The organism is Filimonas lacunae, assembly GCF_002355595.1.
GTDB classification, from domain to species: domain Bacteria; phylum Bacteroidota; class Bacteroidia; order Chitinophagales; family Chitinophagaceae; genus Filimonas; species Filimonas lacunae.
The window spans coordinates 4,368,306-4,384,912 of record NZ_AP017422.1 but is presented as its reverse complement, the minus strand read 5'-3'; the positions used below and the strand labels follow the sequence as shown (position 1 = coordinate 4,384,912).

The window sequence follows — 16,607 nt, the reverse complement described above, 5'->3', positions numbered from 1 at the left end:
AAATCTCGCGGTTTTTTTGCTGTAGAAATATTGTAATGTGTTTATTTACAGTTGTTTATTAAACAGGTACGCCAATTGGCTCTTTGCTGCCATAATTATCAGTTATGGCAAAAAGCCAATCAAAAAACATTGTGTTTATTACCGGTGCCTTTGTGCATCATAGTTGCTGGGATGACTGGAAAGCTTTCTTTGAAAGCAGGGGATACAGCACTATTGCACCGCCCTGGCCGCATAAGAATGTAGCACCTGAAACACTACGCAACAGCTTGCCTAATACAGCCATCGCCGGCAACAGGTTGGAAGCATTAACTGCTTACTACGATAATATAGTAAGGAAGCTACCCGAAAAACCCATATTAATTGGTCATTCCATTGGTGGATTGATTGTACAGCTTTTGTTGCAAAGGGGCTTAGGTGCAGCAGGCGTGGCCATTCATTCGGTGCCGCCACAGGGTATTGTAACCTTTCAGTTTTCTTTTTTAAAAGCAGGCTGGGGGCCACTTGGCTTTTTTACTTCGGTGAAAAAATCATTCCTTATGTCTTTTCGTCAATGGCAATATGCTTTTACCAATGGAATGGATGACAATGCCCAGAAAGAAGCTTATTATAAATATGCCATTCCTGAATCAAAATTGATTGTAAGGGATACCATTACCAAAGCAGCGAGGGTAAATTTTGAAAACCCGCATGCACCACTGCTATTGACATCGGGCAGTGATGACCATACTATTCCTGCTTCGCTGAACTATACCAATTATCTCCGGTATAAAAACAATGATTCCATTATTGAGTATAAAGAGTTTAAAGGCAGAAACCACTTCGTTTTGGGGCAGTCTACCTGGAAAGAAGATGCGGAGTTCATTCTGCAATGGATAAGCCGTCAATAGCTTTTCACGGCATACCTGTTTACTATTACAAACACTATTCAAACAATAATATATGTTTATGTACACACTTCTGACAAGAAAGAGTTTTTACGCGTCCATGCTATCGGTTATGATGCTGTTGATGACCGGTTGCCAAAGTAACCCCGATAAAGAATTAGCGTCCGACGCGAGTGATAGCACTTCTGCTACAGTGAAGCCAGCGGCACCGCCAGCAAATTTTAAACATGCATCGGCCACTATAAACGGCATTGCCATTCATTATGTAGTGGGTGGCACAGGTGAGCCGCTGGTGTTATTGCATGGCTTTGGGCAAAACTGGTATATGTGGAATCGCCTGTTACCTGAGTTGTCTAAACATTTTACCGTAATAGCGCCTGATTTGCCGGGCCTGGGTGAATCGGGAAAACCAGACAGTGGCTATGATAAAAAATCCTTAGCGGTTTATATACATGGGCTGGTTAAGCAGTTGGGCTATACTAACATTAACCTGGCCGGCCATGATATAGGCCTGATGGTAGCCTACGCTTATGCTGCACAATTTTCGGGTGAGGTAAAGAAACTGGCCCTGATGGATGCGTTGCTGCCGGGTGTTGAACCTGTATGGAGCCAGGTGAAAGGTGCTGCGTGGTGGTTTGGTTTCTTTTCTTTTCCTGCATCGGGCGAACTGGTGGCAGGTAGAGAGCGCTTATTCCTTACCAATTTCTGGCCGGTAGTAGGTCATGTAAAAAATGCATTTACCACAGAAGAAACAAATGAATTTGTAAGGGCATACTCCACCAAAGGATCAACAGCAGGCGCTTTTCATTGGTTTGGTGCTTTTGAGCAGGATGCAAAAGACAATCAGGTGTTTATGCAAACGAAATTAAAAATGCCTTTACTGGCTATGGGTGGTGAATATTTTGGAGCAGCCTTCCTGGCCGATCATTGCAAACTGGTGGCAGAGAATGTGAAAGGTTCTAATATCAAGGGCGCCGGCCATTGGGTGGTTCAGGAAAATACGGAACAGGTGCAGAAGGATTTACTTGATTTTTTCTTGAGCAAATAGTATTGCCCTTACCTAAACAAACTAAGAATAATGAAAAAGCTGATCATGATATTAGCCATCAGCAGTGGAACGATGGCACTTACTAATTTTCGCATAATGGCACAGTCGTTGACTATGCGTGTGCCTGCACAACCGCCATTGCCACCGCATGTGCCTATCTGGGATGGTAATACGGTAGATTTAAAACTGCATAAGGTGTCCGATGGTGTATATGCCATTCAGCCTTCCACTGTAGAGGTGGAAACTACCAAAGGCATTCCACAGGCAACATCGGGCGGGTTTATTGTAGGCGATAAAGGTGTAATGATCATAGAATGCTTTTTAAACAAAAAACTATTCCAACAGCAAATAAAGCTGATCAGGTCGGTAACGGATAAACCTATTGTGTACGCCGTAAATACAAGCGATCATGGTGATCATTGCTTTACCAATTACCTCTTACCGGCTTCTACCATCATTATTCAAAATGAGTTTGCGAAAGAGAATCTCTCTAAAAACTTTGAGAACATTAAACAGTTTATGATTAACCTGTTTGGTAAAGGGCGTGGTATTGAAGAAGTGAAATACCGGGCAGCCGACGTTACCATTGCAAAAAATAACACGCTGTCTGTTGATATGGGAGGTGGCAAAGTGGTAGAGTTAATTAACACGGGTACCGCACAGTCGCCTGCCGATCTTTTTGTATGGATGCCTTCTTCCAAAGTGTTTTGGGCAGGTAATCCTTTTATAGCAGAAAGCCCCACCATTCCCTGGTTGTTTGACGGCTTCTTTTTAGAGCCTGCCGATAACCTGCAAAAGATATACAATATGCTGCCGGATGATGCTGTTGTAATTCCGGGCCATGGAAGAATTACCAATAAAGCGGGCATAAAATATACTATTGACTATGTACAGACTTTGAAGCAATCTGTAGAAGAAGCGGTTACAAAAGGGCTTTCGCTGGAGCAGGCACAGCAGACCATTACTATGAAGGAGTACAATAAAGGCTATGAACTTTTCGACTGGTTGCATTTTTACTTCAACCTTCCGAATGCTTACAAGGATATCAGCAGTAAGCGTAAATAGAACGCTGTAAGCCCTGGTAGGGTGTTACAGTGATTACCAAAACGAATAGTATGCAAAAGCGGATGATGACAACTGCCAGGCTGGTTACGCTATCCTTATTGGCTTTATTGTTTTATGATAGCCATGCGCAAAGTATGGCTCCTTTTAAACAGTTGAGATATGACGAGGATTATGCTTACCTGAAAAAGGATAGCAGCAGCAACTGGTATACAGCTACCAAGTTTACGGCGCTTTCAAAAGATAAAAATTCCTGGTTGAGCGCAGGGGGCGATATCAGGTATCAGCGCTTGTGGTTTAACAATGAAAACTGGGGTGAGACTCCGGCTGATAAGGATGGTTTTCTCCTTACCCGTATTCTTGTTCATGCCGACTGGCATGCCGGCAATCGTTTCAGAACCTTTGTACAAATGCAAAGCAGCCAGGCGAATGGAAGGGTGGGAACGCCTTCTCCTGTAGAGGAAAACCTGCTGGATTTGCACCAGGCTTTTGCCGATGTGGTATTCCCGTTTCAGCAAACTTCATCGTTGACCCTGAGGATGGGACGGCAGGAGTTATTATACGGTTCGCAAAGATTGGTGGCAGTGCGTGATGGGCCTAACAACCGGCAGGCGTTTGATGCTGCCCGGTTAATATATACCAATAGTAATATCAAAGCAGATGTTTTCTATTCTCACCCTGTACAGTCCAGGCCGCGACTATTCGATGATGGTTTTAATGATAACTCCAGGTTCTGGGGTGGGTACCTGGTTAAAAACCAGGTGCCCATTCTCAGTAATGTAGATGTATATTACTTTGGGTTATGGAAGAAAAATGCAAGATTTGACGATGGCGCGGGGCGGGAGATCCGGCATTCTATAGGTGGCCGCATCTGGTTGAATAAAAAGTACTGGAGATATGATGTGGAAGGGCTTTACCAGTTTGGCGATTTTGCCGGTAAAGCAATTGATGCCTGGACGTTCTCTGTAAACACAGGTTATAAATTTGCTGATACAAAGCTGAAACCGGAAATAGGGATAAAAACGGAACTGATAAGCGGTGATGCCACTAACGGTGATAATAAATTGCAGACTTTTAACCCGTTATTTCCCCGCGGAGGCTATTTTGGTTTGGTGTCGTTGATTGGTCCTTCCAACTTATTTGATGTGCATCCATCCATTACCCTGGATTTGTCTAAACGGTTATTCTTTAATATAGACTGTGATATATTTTCGCGTTATAGCCGGAATGATGGTATCTATGGGCCTAACGTGGCCATGATTTATCCGGGTACCAAAAGCACTAAAAAATCTATCGGGCGGCAATATTCCACACACCTGGAATATGTTCCCAACAATTTCCTGTACTTCCGGTGCGAGTTTACCTGGTTTAAAGCAGGGACTTTTTTGAAGGAAGTAGGGCCGGGTAAGGATATCTTGTTTGCCGCTACCACAGTACAGTTGAAATTTTAATATGTTTGTGGAAAGTGATAAAATATTTTTATCTTTCCATATTGCATTTTAAAAAATACAGTATATGAAGCCGGGGCGTATAAAAGCCAGTGTAAAGTGTGTCATATACTTTTTCATTTCCCTGTTATTTACTAAATCCTTTACTGCAACAGCGCAGTCTGTACCTGATTATCACAACGCAGATTCCATATTATATCAATTGCAAAAAAGCCGGCCCGATTCAAACCGGGTAAGTTTGCTGAATGAGTTAGCGGCAGACTATCTTTCAAAAAATGAACTAAGTGCGGCAGAGTTTGAAGCAGTTTTTAAGCATTTGGAGCATGCAGTGGCATTATCCGATTCGCTTCACTTACCCTTTGTAAACAGGAAAGCCCAAAGTCTTCATTTAATGGGAAGTGCACTGGTGCTTGGTAACAAGGTGGCCCAGGGGAAGGCGGTTTTTATGGAACTGGTTAAAAATGCGCATGATGCTGGTGATAAAAGAAGGGAAGCAGAAAGTTGGGTGGCGTATGAGAAGGCCCTGTGGGATGCCAATAAATTAGATACTTTCAGAATTGATGCAGAAGCGGCCGATTTGAATGCGATGGCCATTTATCATGAGATAAAAGAACTGAAAATTGAGCTAAATATTGGTTTGCGACTGGCTGCAGTATACTTTTCTAACCTGGAATTTAGTAAAGCAGAGAAATTATTGCTTTCTCTTATAAAACAAAGCGAAGCTATAGGTTCCCGTAAACTGCCTTACGCTTATTATCTTTTGTCGGTTGTAAACAGATATATTGGTAATTATAACAAGGCGCTTGGATATGCTTTACATGCAGTAAAGGAAATGGACGATTCCAACGATTATGCTACTGCTGAAACATGCTATGGCGAGCTTGGAGAAGTGTACCAGGCATTGAATAAACCGGCAGAAAGCGTTATCTGGTACAGAAAGTGCATTGAGCAAAGGGAAGCTATGACAGGTTATCCTAACTTCTTTTTATACCGTACCTACAGTTTACTGATAGTTCAACTTATAAAAGCCGGAGCTCAAAAGGAAGCATTGGCAACCATCAAAGACCTGCAAAGGCGCAGACCACCTGTTACGTCAGGAGAACGCGCTGTTTTTTTTCAAAGCATGGCCTATTGCTACGATGCTGTTAATGTGTATGACAGTACCGAGAAATATTTTGTAAAAATGGTGGAGAGCTATCATAAAGCAAATGAAGGCGCATTAGTGAATGAAGAAATTTATTTGCTGGCCTATTATGATATTGCTGAGTTTTATATAAAGAGCCTGCAGTTTACAAAAGCCCGTCCTTTTTTGGATATCATTATTTCAAAACCCAACTCTGTTAAAGTATCCAAAATGGCGGATGCGCAATTGTTGTTATTTAAGGTTGATTCTGCAGCAGGTAACTACCTGGCAGCGATAAGACATATGCAGCAATATAAAACCCTGGCAGACTCTGTTTTTAGCGAGAAAAAAAGCCTGCAGATAGAGCAATTGCAGGTGGAATACAATACGGAAAAGAAAGACCAGGCTATAAGGCTGCTGACTAAAAAGGAGCAGTTACAGCAAGCCAACTTAAGGCAGGCCAATATTATACGGAATTGGACAGTAGCAAGCGCTGTGTTATTGACACTACTATTGATAGCCGGGTACAACCGCTACCAGTTTAAACAAAAAACCAACAAAAGACTCGAAACGCAGCAAATTGTGATTAACCAAAAGAATGTTTCTTTACAACGTCTTGTTCACGAAAAAGAATGGCTGATCAAAGAAATTCATCACCGGGTTAAAAACAACTTTCATATTGTGATGGGGTTGTTAGGTACACAATCGGGCTATCTTAAAAACGAGGAAGCGATAGCAGCCATCAATGAAAGCCAGCAGCGCATACATGCCATGTCCCTGATTCACCAGAAATTGTATCAGTCAGATAATCTTTCCTCTATTGATATGCCAGGATATATTTATGAGCTGGTAGATTATTTAAAGGATTCATTCGATAATAGCATGGCTATACGGTTTCATTTACAGGTAGATCGCATAAACATAGCGCTTTCGCATGTGATACCTATAGGGCTTATTTTAAATGAGGCCATTACTAATGTTTTTAAATATGCTTTTCCTGGAAAAAAAGAAGGGAATATATATATATCGTTTACGCATAACAGCGAAAATGATCAGGTGGTGCTTACGGTAAGGGACGACGGAACAGGATTGCCTGCTGAATTTAATAGTAATGTACAATCCTCCATGGGCCTGAACCTGATGAAAGGATTAAGCGGAGACATTGACGGTAGCTTTACCATGCAAAGTAATAATGGAACCATTGTTACGGTTAGTTTTATATATAATCCCAATCAACCGGAAGACTTTTTACCATCTGATGCCAGCCAAAATTTTACTGTATGAAACCTAAAATACTCATTGTAGAAGACCAGTATATAGAAGCAGATTATTTACGAATGATGCTTACCAAGGCGGGCTACCCGGTGTGTGGCATTGCCCGCTCAGTGGCGGAGGCGCAGGATATTATAAAACGCGAAAACCCACAGCTGGTGTTACTGGATATTTTTTTAAAAGGAAAGTTTACGGGCATTGACCTGGCAAAACAGTTGAAAGAAGATCGTGTTGCTTTTATTTATCTTTCTGCCAACTCCAATGAAGATATTTTAACTGCGGCCAAGGCTACAGAACCTTATGGCTTTCTGGTAAAACCGTTTAGAGAAAAAGATCTGTTGATTTCATTGGAAATTGCTTTTTACCTGTATGAGCAAAGCATGAGTGCAAAGTGGCAGATGGAAGCACAGGTAAAGAAAGAGTTATTACAGATTGAACAAACAAAAGATGGCTGGACTAAAAAATTACTGCATACTGCCCGTGCCTTGCAGCCCTATCTTTCTTTCGATTGTCTGGCTGTAAAGTTTAAGGCGTTGGAGGGGGCGCATTTTTCCGGTTTTGCTTTATTACGTATCGGGTTCGATGAATACCAGGTGATAGGGTTTAAAGAATTGTGCACCATTTCGGGAAAAGACCCTGAAATAATACGGCAGGCATTAGTGCACACGCCTAATGACAACGCTGCCGGATGGTATAACGGGGAGGATTTTAAAAGCCTGTTTGCCACACACCCGATGAAAGCCTTGTTTGCCGATACTTTTGATTTAGGGTCTAACCTGGTACTCCCATTTTTATCTTCCGATAATTATGTTTTTTCTTTAAGCTTTTTCCGGCGTATTACTGATGGATATAGTACAGATAAAATGGAAGGGATGTTTCGCCTGCAACAACCTTTGGCAGCAGTTATGAACAGTATTGCCGCAGAAGAAAAGAAACAGGCGTTACTGATGGATGATAAACCGGCTGGTGCTGCCAGGGAAGTAGTGAACAGCAGCGAAGGCCATTTTAATGGTATTATTGGTAGCAGCCCTGCATTGCTGAATGTAATGGATATGATAAACCAGGTGGCGCCTGTAGACACTTCTGTTTTAATACTGGGCGAAAGTGGAACAGGGAAAGAGAAAATAGCAGATAGCATACATCATCTCTCCCGGAGGAAAGGGCAGCCGTTTGTAAAAGTGAATTGTGGTGCACTGCCGGCTACTTTAATAGAATCTGAATTGTTCGGCCACGAAAAAGGCGCTTTTACAGGAGCCATTGATAAAAGGATTGGCAAGTTTGAGCGCGCTGATAAAGGAACCATTTTCCTGGATGAGATAGGTGAATTACCCATTGAACTGCAGGTAAAGCTGTTGCGTGTATTGCAGGAGCAAGAGGTGGAACGTTTAGGATCACGGGCACCCATTAAGATAAACGTACGTATTATAGCAGCCACTAACCGTAACCTGGAAAGAGAAGTTGCGGAGGGCAGGTTTCGCCTGGATTTGTATTACCGCCTGAATGTGTTTCCCATTCTGCTACCTCCGTTGCGGGAGCGCCGGGAAGACCTGCCTGCATTAATAGAACATTTTATTCATTATTATAACAGGAAGGCCGGAAAGAAAATAACCGGGATGGCAGATAAAGCATTCAAAAAAATGATGGCCTATGAATGGCCGGGTAACATACGTGAATTAGAGCATTTTATTGAGCGGCACATTCTGCTGGCTAAAACCGGTATCATAGAAGATGTCAGCTTTTCAAAGCTGTTATCCCAGGAGCAGCCAGGCACTGCAACGGCAGGCAGAATGAAAACAAGCGATGAAAATGAAAGAGATCACATACTGGCAGTACTAAAAAAATGCAATGGTAAAATTTGGGGACCTGCCGGTGCCGCAGAAATATTAAACCTGAACCCATCTACATTACGATCCAAGATGATAAAGCTGGGTATTAAAAAAGAGTACAGTGAATAACAGAGCGGGCGTTTATACTGATATACAGGAATATCTGTAAAAAAAATTGCTATTGAATACTTGTCGATATTTTCCATTACTTTCGTGCCGCATTGGTTCTTAACATAGATTTCACATATGTTAGGATTAATAGGGAATTAGGTGAAAATCCTGAGCAGTCCCGCTACTGTAAGTTCTATACCAAACACTTGAACCATCTTTTGCCACTGTTTTTAGTGAATAAAACGGGAAGGCCGCGTCAAGTGAGAACAAGCCAGGAGACCTGCCACTGCGTATAAATTTTTAAGCTTTCGTGGATTGGGGCTTTGATTACTACTTAAACCGAACTATTTCAGGCTTTTTGCTTGTTGTCGTGCACCATTCTGCGTAAGCTATACGAGAAATCAATTGATGGATGTGTAGTGTAAGCGCTTCTAATACTTTACTGATCACCTTTCTGGCATGTATAAGCACCGGTTTGTATGGGCAACAAACCTATCGTGATACAACGCGTGCCGATACAGGCGTTGCTAAAAACCTGCCGCATGTTACCATTGCTACCACCGGGTATAAAGAAGTGATTCCTTCACAAAAGCTAGCAGGCAAAAATTTAGAAAGCTTAAACAGTTTTTCCGTAGCAGATGCCATACGGTATTTTGCCGGTGTGCAGGTGAAGGATTATGGCGGTATTGGCGGGTTAAAAACCGTGGATATGCGCAGCATGGGTACCAACCATATGGGCGTGTTTTACGATGGTATTCAGCTGGGCAACGCACAGAACGGACAAATTGATCTGGGCAAGTTTTCCATGGATAACATCGAATCCATTTCCTTGTATAATGGTCAGAAAAGCGAAATTTTTCAACCCGCCAAAGATTATGGTTCGTCCGGCTCTATCTATCTGCGCAGCCGCAAACCCGTTTTTGATTCCTTGCGGAAAACGCATGTGAAAGGGGTATTTAAAACCGGCTCCTTCGATCTCATCAATCCCTCCATTTTATTCGAGCAAAAGCTCACCCAAAAAATAAACCTTTCGTTTAGTGGTGAATCTATCTATTCTTCGGGCCGTTATCCATACCGCTACAAAAAGGTGATACATGAAACCCGCCAGGTGGCCTGGGATACCACAGCTATACGGCAAAACGGAGATATTCATGCGCAGCGGCTGGAGAGTGGATTGTATGGAACGATGAACCGCGGCTATTGGAATGCCAAAGCCTACTTTTATAATTCGGAAAAGGGTATACCCGGCGCTATTGTAAATAATATCTGGAAGCGCTCGCAAAGGCAATGGGACCGAAACTTTTTTGTACAGGGCTCTTTTCAAAAGAACATTAGCAAGGGATATGATGTACAGGTGAACGCCAAGTATGCCAATGATTATATGCGTTACCTGAATCCTGATACCACGCTGTTGCTGATTGATAACAGGTTTAAGCAGCAGGAGTGGTATGCTTCTATGGCCCATAAATACAGCGTGTCGAAAAAGGTAGATATGAACCTGGCTACCGACTTCCAGTATAATACACTCTGGTCAAGTATGGAAGGTTTTGTGTTTCCCAAAAGATGGACTTCCCTGGTAGCATTAGCCGGTGCTGCAGACCTGGGCAGGTTTAAAATGCAGGGGAGTGTGCTGGGCACGTTTGTAAATGAAAGCACCACTGTAAGTGGTACTTCTGTAGGTGATTCTGCTGCCGCGGCGCCTGCTAAAAAAGAATTGTCGCCTGCTTTGTTTGTATCGTATAAACTCTTTCCTAAAACAGACTTCAACATCAGGGCCTTTTATAAGCATATTTTCAGGATGCCCACTTTCAACGATCTGTATTATACAGATATTGGTAATAGCAGTTTGAAACCGGAATACACGCACCAGTATAACCTGGGCTTTGTATATCATAAAAGCCTGCCGGGTTCGGCATTAAGCGACTGGCAAATACAGGCGGATTGTTACTTTAACCAGGTTACCAATAAAATAATAGCTGTACCCAAGGGGGGGAGCCAGTATCGCTGGACGATGATAAATGTGGGCTATGCAGAGATTAGGGGAATAGATATCGTATCCGACCAGGTATTCACTTTGCCGGATGGTATTTTATTCAACCTGAGGGCCAGTTATACTTACCAGAAAGCGCAGGATTTTACGGAGCGTAAAAGTGGACAATTGCAAAGCATTACCTATGGCAACCAGCTTCCTTATATACCCTGGCATAGTGGTTCAGCAATATCAAGTATACAGTACCGGTTCTGGCGCCTGAACTATAGTTTTATTTATATAGGCGCCCGTTATACCGGAACCAATATCCCTTTTAATTATGTACAACCCTGGTACACACATGATTTGAGTGTATCGAAAGAATTTAAATGGAAGAAAAACCGCTTGAAGGTGGCCGGGGAGATGAATAATATTTTCAACCAGAATTTTGATGTGGTAGATAACTACCCGATGCCGCTAAGAAATTATAAACTCATTTTATCTGTTGAACTATGAGAACCTATGTATTATACTTCCTGGTGTTGCTGCTGGTTTTTGCAACACCATCGTGCCGAAAAGATGCAGAGGTGTTCCAGGCCGAACTGGATTCCCTGGCAGCTCCTGCACAAAACGGTTACCTGGGCTTTTACCTGCTGAATGAGGGTAATATGGGTAGTAATAAAAGCACGTTGGATTATTTTGATTTTACTACCGGTATTTATCAAAGGAATATTTATGCAGGCATTAACCCTACGGTTCCTAAAGAGCTGGGAGATGTGGGTAATGATTTAGCTATCTATGGCAGCAAGTTGTATGCGGTTATCAATGCTTCCAATAAAGTGGAAGTGATGGATGCAAAAACGGCGAAACGGATAGGGCAGATTGAAATTCCTAACTGCCGCTATATAAAATTTGATAAAGGCTTTGCATATATTACTTCTTATGCAGGCCCCATTGAAATAAACCCCAACTATGCACAAAAAGGGTATGTAGCTAAAGTAGATACGGCCACCCTTGCCATAGTAGCCAGGTGTATTGTAGGATACCAGCCGGATGAACTGGAAATAACCGGCGGTAAAATATATGTAGCCAACTCGGGTGGTTATATGGGCGCCGGCAATAGCGAGAAATACGAGCGAACTGTTTCGGTAATAGACCTGGAAACTTTTACAGAAGAGAAGCGTATTGATGTGGCTTATAACCTGCACCACATAAAGGTGGATAAGCGGGGCGACCTTTGGGTTACCTCCCGTGGCGATTACAAACAGCTGCCTTCCCGGTTATACTTTATAGATAAGACTACACAGCAGGTCACCGATACATTGCCCATTGCAGTGAGTGAGTTTTATCTCGACGGCGACTCCTTATACATATATAGTACGGAGTGGAGTTATATTACCAATTCCAATGTCATCACCTATGGTATTGCCAATACCCGCACGCACGAAATAGTTACCCATTCTTTCATTACCGACGGAACTGATAAAGACATAGAAATACCTTATGGTATTATGGTGCATCCGGTTACCAAAGACATTTATGTTACAGATGCCGGCAACTATGTGTCGCCTGGTTTACTGTACTGTTTTTCAAAAGAGGGGAAAAAGAAATGGAGTGTACGTACCGGTGATATTCCTGCGCATTTTGCCTTACTGCCTAAATAAATATCATATAAACCATAACCAAAGAAAAAGCAGACTAAGCTGAACATGAAACATATGAAAAAGAGCATTTTTCTAAAGCTGTTGACCGTTGTTGTTATCATTGCTTTCTCCTGTAGAAAAGAGCAATTCCTGGCTCCGGATATTACCGGGGTAACTTCTGATACCATTATCCTGAACCTTGGAGATAAGATGGTGCTGGCGCCTAATATCACTAACCTGAAAGGGAATAGCTATACCTGGCTGGTGAATGGAAAAGCTGCCGCCACTGGTATTAATTACACTTTCGAGGCTACCCAATCAGGCAATTTTGAAGTGATCTTTAAAGTAGATAATAAGGGTGGTAGTGATCAGCAATCGTATCACATCCTTGTCGAAGCGCCTATTGCTATTCAACTGGATAGCACGCTTACCGTTGCCCTGAGCACCGTAAAAGAAATTGTTCCTGTTATTACCGGCCCCCAAAGAGACGATTACACCTATGAATGGGCTATTGGCGATTCTGTTATTGGCAAAAGCCTGAACCTGAGCTTTATCTCGCCTGTATCGGGTAGCTATAAGCTTTCGCTGAGTGTAACGGCTGGCAAGCAAACTACCACAGCCACCAGCAATGTAACGGTAACCACCGCACAGTATGAAAGCAATGCCTATACGGTGTTAGAATATGCTCCTGCACCTGGTAAAAACCATAACTGGTCTATTATCGGAGATAAAGAATCCTGGAAATACGGAGCTGAATATCCGCTGGCTTATAACGACTTTATAGCCAAGGCAACAGCACTGAGAAAAGCGGTTCCTTATAATGGTTTGTTTATCGGCGCCTGGGGAGGCTATGCTACGTTTCAATTTGATCACACAGTGGCCAATGTGGCGGGCAAAACCGATCTGGAACTGACCGCTTATTTCTCCAGCCGCGATTTGCCTGGCGTGTATGTAGCCTACGATCGTAATAAAAATGGTAAGCCAGATGAGGGTGAATGGTATGAGATTAAGAATGCTGATTACGGACTGGAAGATACATTGAGCTATGAAATTACCTATACCTATGATAGCACCTTAACAGATGCCAAAAGGGTATATGCCTACTATAGCTGGATAGATAACAAAATAACACCTGCAAAGGGACAGATACTGACAAATAAAACTTTCAGCAGCGCTACTACTACCGCCGCAACACTCTCTACCAGGGGCTTCTTCCCGGGTGGCTACATGGATATCAGCACCAAACAAATGGTGTTACTGGATGGCTGGAAAAATAAATTCTCTCTGAAAGGAAAGCGTGTTACCAAAGACCTTACAGGTGCTGCTCCGTTTTCGCAGAAGCTGAATATTGATATTGATATGGCTGTAAATGAGAAAGGGGAAAGTGTGCAGTTACCGGGTATTGACTTTGTGAAAGTGAGAAAAGTAGTGTACCCTATACAGCAGGACTATATTAATAATGGCGGTGCGATGACCGATTTTAATATGGAAGAAGAGCGCATGTTACAGGTAGGTTCTATTATAGACAGAAACCTGAAAAACTAAACGAAAAGCCGGGTCACTCATATATATAACTCATCAAAATTAGCACTAATGAAAAAAACACTTTTTAGCAAAACACTACTGGTAGCCAGCATATCCCTTGCGGTGGCTACCTCCTGTACCAAGCAGAACGATCTGCAGGTTCCGGCCGCACAGGCCGAAACCGCAAAAGATGGGAAAAGCGGCGCTAAAGCATTGACTACTACTTATACCATTACGTTTGAAGGTATAGGACGCAGTTACATGGCTGATACTACTTCTTATGGAGACAATACCTATGCAGCTTATGGTGGTACACAAATAGCACCTTATACACATTCACCCAGCAATCTGCGGTTTGCTATCAAAGGCGCCGGCGGAGCTTCTCCGGTGAATTTCTGGGATGGAGGTTTTGTAGTTTCAGACTGGAACTATAAAACGAATAAAGCGGGTACATCAGGCGATTGGTGGTATTCGTACCTGAATCAGTGCAGCGTTTATTCCGGCACAGATGGTGCTAAAAATGGTGGTTACGGTGGCAGCAGCAATTTTGCAGTAATGTTTGGCTATGTAGATTCGTATAATTCCAGTTATGCAACCCGCCCCACCTTAAACTTTACCTCTGGCAGCGGAGTGGTAGAGGGCATGTATGTATGCCTTCCTTCCTACACTTATGGCATTATTCAAAATGGTAACACATTCGGTTCCACTGGTGTTGCTACGCCACTGAAAGATATTGCCAGCGGATATGGATATCTGACATTGCGTGCTTATGGTTTTAATGGCAGCACGGCTACCAACGGCGGCGCTCCTGTTGAAATTGACCTGGCTAGATATGCTAATCACATCGCTACTGCAGGCCCACTGACTGCATGGACTTATTTCGACCTGTCAGATCTAGGTACTGTTACACGTGTGGAATTTAATATTGTAGGTAACGATTCAGGTACTTATGGTTTGAACACTCCTGCTTATGTGTGTATGGACAATGTAGATGTAACCTTGTAATCGTATAACAAAATGCAGTGCCCGGCTTTTTTATAAACACTCTAATCATTAGTGCCACTTTTTAACTTATTAAAATGAATAATAAATATAGATTCCTGGGTTATCTAACCTTCGTTTTATTTTTAATAGCCAGCTGTGGTAAAAAAGACGCAGAACAACCAGAAACAGCGCCGGATATATCGGGGCTGGAATCGGAATATTATGTAGTGGTGAAAGACTCTGTAAAATTAACCCCCACTGTTGCCAGCAGAGTGGATTCTATTGTATGGGTAGTGAATGGCAACCGGGTGGGCAATGCACTGGAATATACCTTTCAGGCGTCTGCTGATCCTGCTACTTATAACCTGGTTGTGATAGCTTATAATGGTGGTAATGTTTTTCAGAAAGTGATACAAATAACCACTGGCAGATATCTGAACTTTAATACCACTATCAATAGCATCATCACCTTGAAGGCATCACAGAAATTTGCCGGTAAGAATGATGTAAAGTGGGAAATAGTGTCTGCGCTTTCTGAGTTATACAGGCTTGCAGGTACGGGCACAGATTCTGCATTGTTCAGTACCGTAGAGGTGGGCGCTTATAAAGTGAAAGTTTCTTCCGGTAGCCTGGTAGATACTTTACTGGTTACGGTGAGAAAGGGAGATAAAACACTATCACCCTATATTGCTAAAGTATTCGATTACCTGCCTGCTCCTGGTCAGTTTGTAAATGAAATTCCCAAATATGTTGCAGGCGATACCTACGAAAGCATGATAGCCAAAGCCGGTCAGGAACTGGTGGGCGAAGATGCCAATATTGTTACATTAGGCGGCTGGGGTGGTTATGTTGTATTAGGGTTTGATCATACCATTGTAAACGTAGCAGGCAGGCGCGATTTTCGTATTGATGGCAATGCTTTCCTGGCAACTGCCAATCCACGCCCTAATGCGCCCATTGGTGGCAGCTGCGAGCCGGGCATTGTGATGGTGGCGTATGACAAAAACAAAAACGGCAAACCTGATGAAGACGAGTGGTATGAAATAAAGGGTAGTGGCAGCTTTGGCGCTGAAAGTGAGCCGTGGTATAGTGCGGCGGTAGCCAATAAAAATGATGTGCGCACTTTTCGTAGTTATGAAATGACTTATAGCCGCCCAACAACAGAAGTGGCAGATGCCACGCCGGTTGATACATATACCAGCATTGGCCAGTATATTGCCTGGACAGATAACCAGGGACAGCAGGGCTACAAAGTAAAGAACACGTTTCACGCGCAAAGCTATTATCCGGCCTGGGTAAAGGACAATGCCATCACTTACAAAGGCGTTCGTCTGGCCTGCAATGGTATCAATGAGAGCATAGGAGCCGGTTATTATGTATTGTATGCTTATAACTACGGGTATGTAGATAATTATCCTAACACGCATGATAATTCCGGTATTGATATTGACTGGGCTATTGATAAAAACGGCAATAAAGTAATCTTGCCAGGCATTGACTTTGTAAAAGTGTATAATGGCTTAGACCAGGAGAACGGCTGGCTGGGAGAAGCTTCTACAGAAGTTGGCCGCGGTTCAGACCTGCACTTGCTAGGAACAAAAATAGATACCATTAATCAGTAGATATCTGGTGCCCGGCATATTGCCCGGTAGCTGGTATAAGAATGCCCTGTATAGGATTGGCTTTTGCGCTATCCTGTACAGGGCATTATGG

General features: G+C 42.9%; 11 protein-coding genes and 1 riboswitch. All 11 genes read left to right on the top strand.

Going from position 1 to position 16,607, the window contains the following annotated elements:
• The first annotated feature begins 104 nt into the window (after positions 1 to 104).
• The 11 genes from FLA_RS17415 (at position 105) to FLA_RS17365 (ending at position 16,516) form a co-directional block, all read left to right on the top strand.
• Positions 105 to 887, top strand: a complete 783-nt coding sequence (locus tag FLA_RS17415) for an alpha/beta hydrolase (RefSeq protein WP_076381398.1) — start codon at positions 105 to 107, stop codon at positions 885 to 887.
• Between the two features lie 109 nt (positions 888 to 996).
• Complete coding sequence (locus FLA_RS17410) at positions 997 to 1,932, top strand: alpha/beta fold hydrolase (RefSeq protein ID WP_231940279.1); 936 nt, start codon at positions 997 to 999, stop codon at positions 1,930 to 1,932.
• A 30-nt stretch (positions 1,933 to 1,962) separates the two neighbouring features.
• Entirely contained in the window at positions 1,963 to 2,997 is a 1,035-nt protein-coding gene (locus FLA_RS17405) for an MBL fold metallo-hydrolase (protein ID WP_084206438.1), read from the top strand.
• A gap of 50 nt (positions 2,998 to 3,047) precedes the next feature.
• Positions 3,048 to 4,445: an alginate export family protein gene (locus FLA_RS17400; protein WP_231940278.1), complete on the top strand. Its 1,398-nt coding sequence runs from the start codon at positions 3,048 to 3,050 to the stop codon at positions 4,443 to 4,445.
• A gap of 64 nt (positions 4,446 to 4,509) precedes the next feature.
• Complete coding sequence (locus FLA_RS17395; RefSeq protein WP_076381400.1) at positions 4,510 to 6,849, top strand: tetratricopeptide repeat-containing sensor histidine kinase; 2,340 nt, start codon at positions 4,510 to 4,512, stop codon at positions 6,847 to 6,849.
• Complete coding sequence (locus tag FLA_RS17390; RefSeq protein ID WP_076381401.1) at positions 6,846 to 8,792, top strand: sigma 54-interacting transcriptional regulator; 1,947 nt, start codon at positions 6,846 to 6,848, stop codon at positions 8,790 to 8,792. Before FLA_RS17395 ends, FLA_RS17390 begins: the two co-directional genes overlap by 4 nt.
• A 76-nt stretch (positions 8,793 to 8,868) precedes the next feature.
• A riboswitch (cobalamin riboswitch) is annotated at positions 8,869 to 9,076 on the top strand.
• 110 nt (positions 9,077 to 9,186) lie between these two features.
• Entirely contained in the window at positions 9,187 to 11,259 is a 2,073-nt protein-coding gene (locus FLA_RS17385) for a TonB-dependent receptor (RefSeq protein WP_076381402.1), read from the top strand.
• Entirely contained in the window at positions 11,256 to 12,407 is a 1,152-nt protein-coding gene (locus tag FLA_RS17380; RefSeq protein WP_076381403.1) for a YncE family protein, read from the top strand. The genes FLA_RS17385 and FLA_RS17380 overlap by 4 nt, the downstream gene beginning before the upstream one ends.
• A gap of 54 nt (positions 12,408 to 12,461) precedes the next feature.
• Positions 12,462 to 13,931 carry a PKD-like domain-containing protein gene (locus tag FLA_RS17375; RefSeq protein WP_159445164.1) on the top strand — a complete coding sequence of 490 codons (1,470 nt, stop codon included), beginning with the start codon at positions 12,462 to 12,464 and terminating at the stop codon, positions 13,929 to 13,931.
• A 48-nt stretch (positions 13,932 to 13,979) separates the two neighbouring features.
• Positions 13,980 to 14,915, top strand: coding sequence for a DUF4465 domain-containing protein (locus FLA_RS17370; protein ID WP_084206439.1), 936 nt, complete (start codon positions 13,980 to 13,982; stop codon positions 14,913 to 14,915).
• A 74-nt stretch (positions 14,916 to 14,989) separates the two neighbouring features.
• Positions 14,990 to 16,516 (top strand): hypothetical protein, encoded by a 1,527-nt coding sequence (locus FLA_RS17365; RefSeq protein WP_076381405.1) that lies wholly within the window; start codon positions 14,990 to 14,992, stop codon positions 16,514 to 16,516.
• The last annotated feature ends 91 nt before the right edge of the window (positions 16,517 to 16,607 follow it).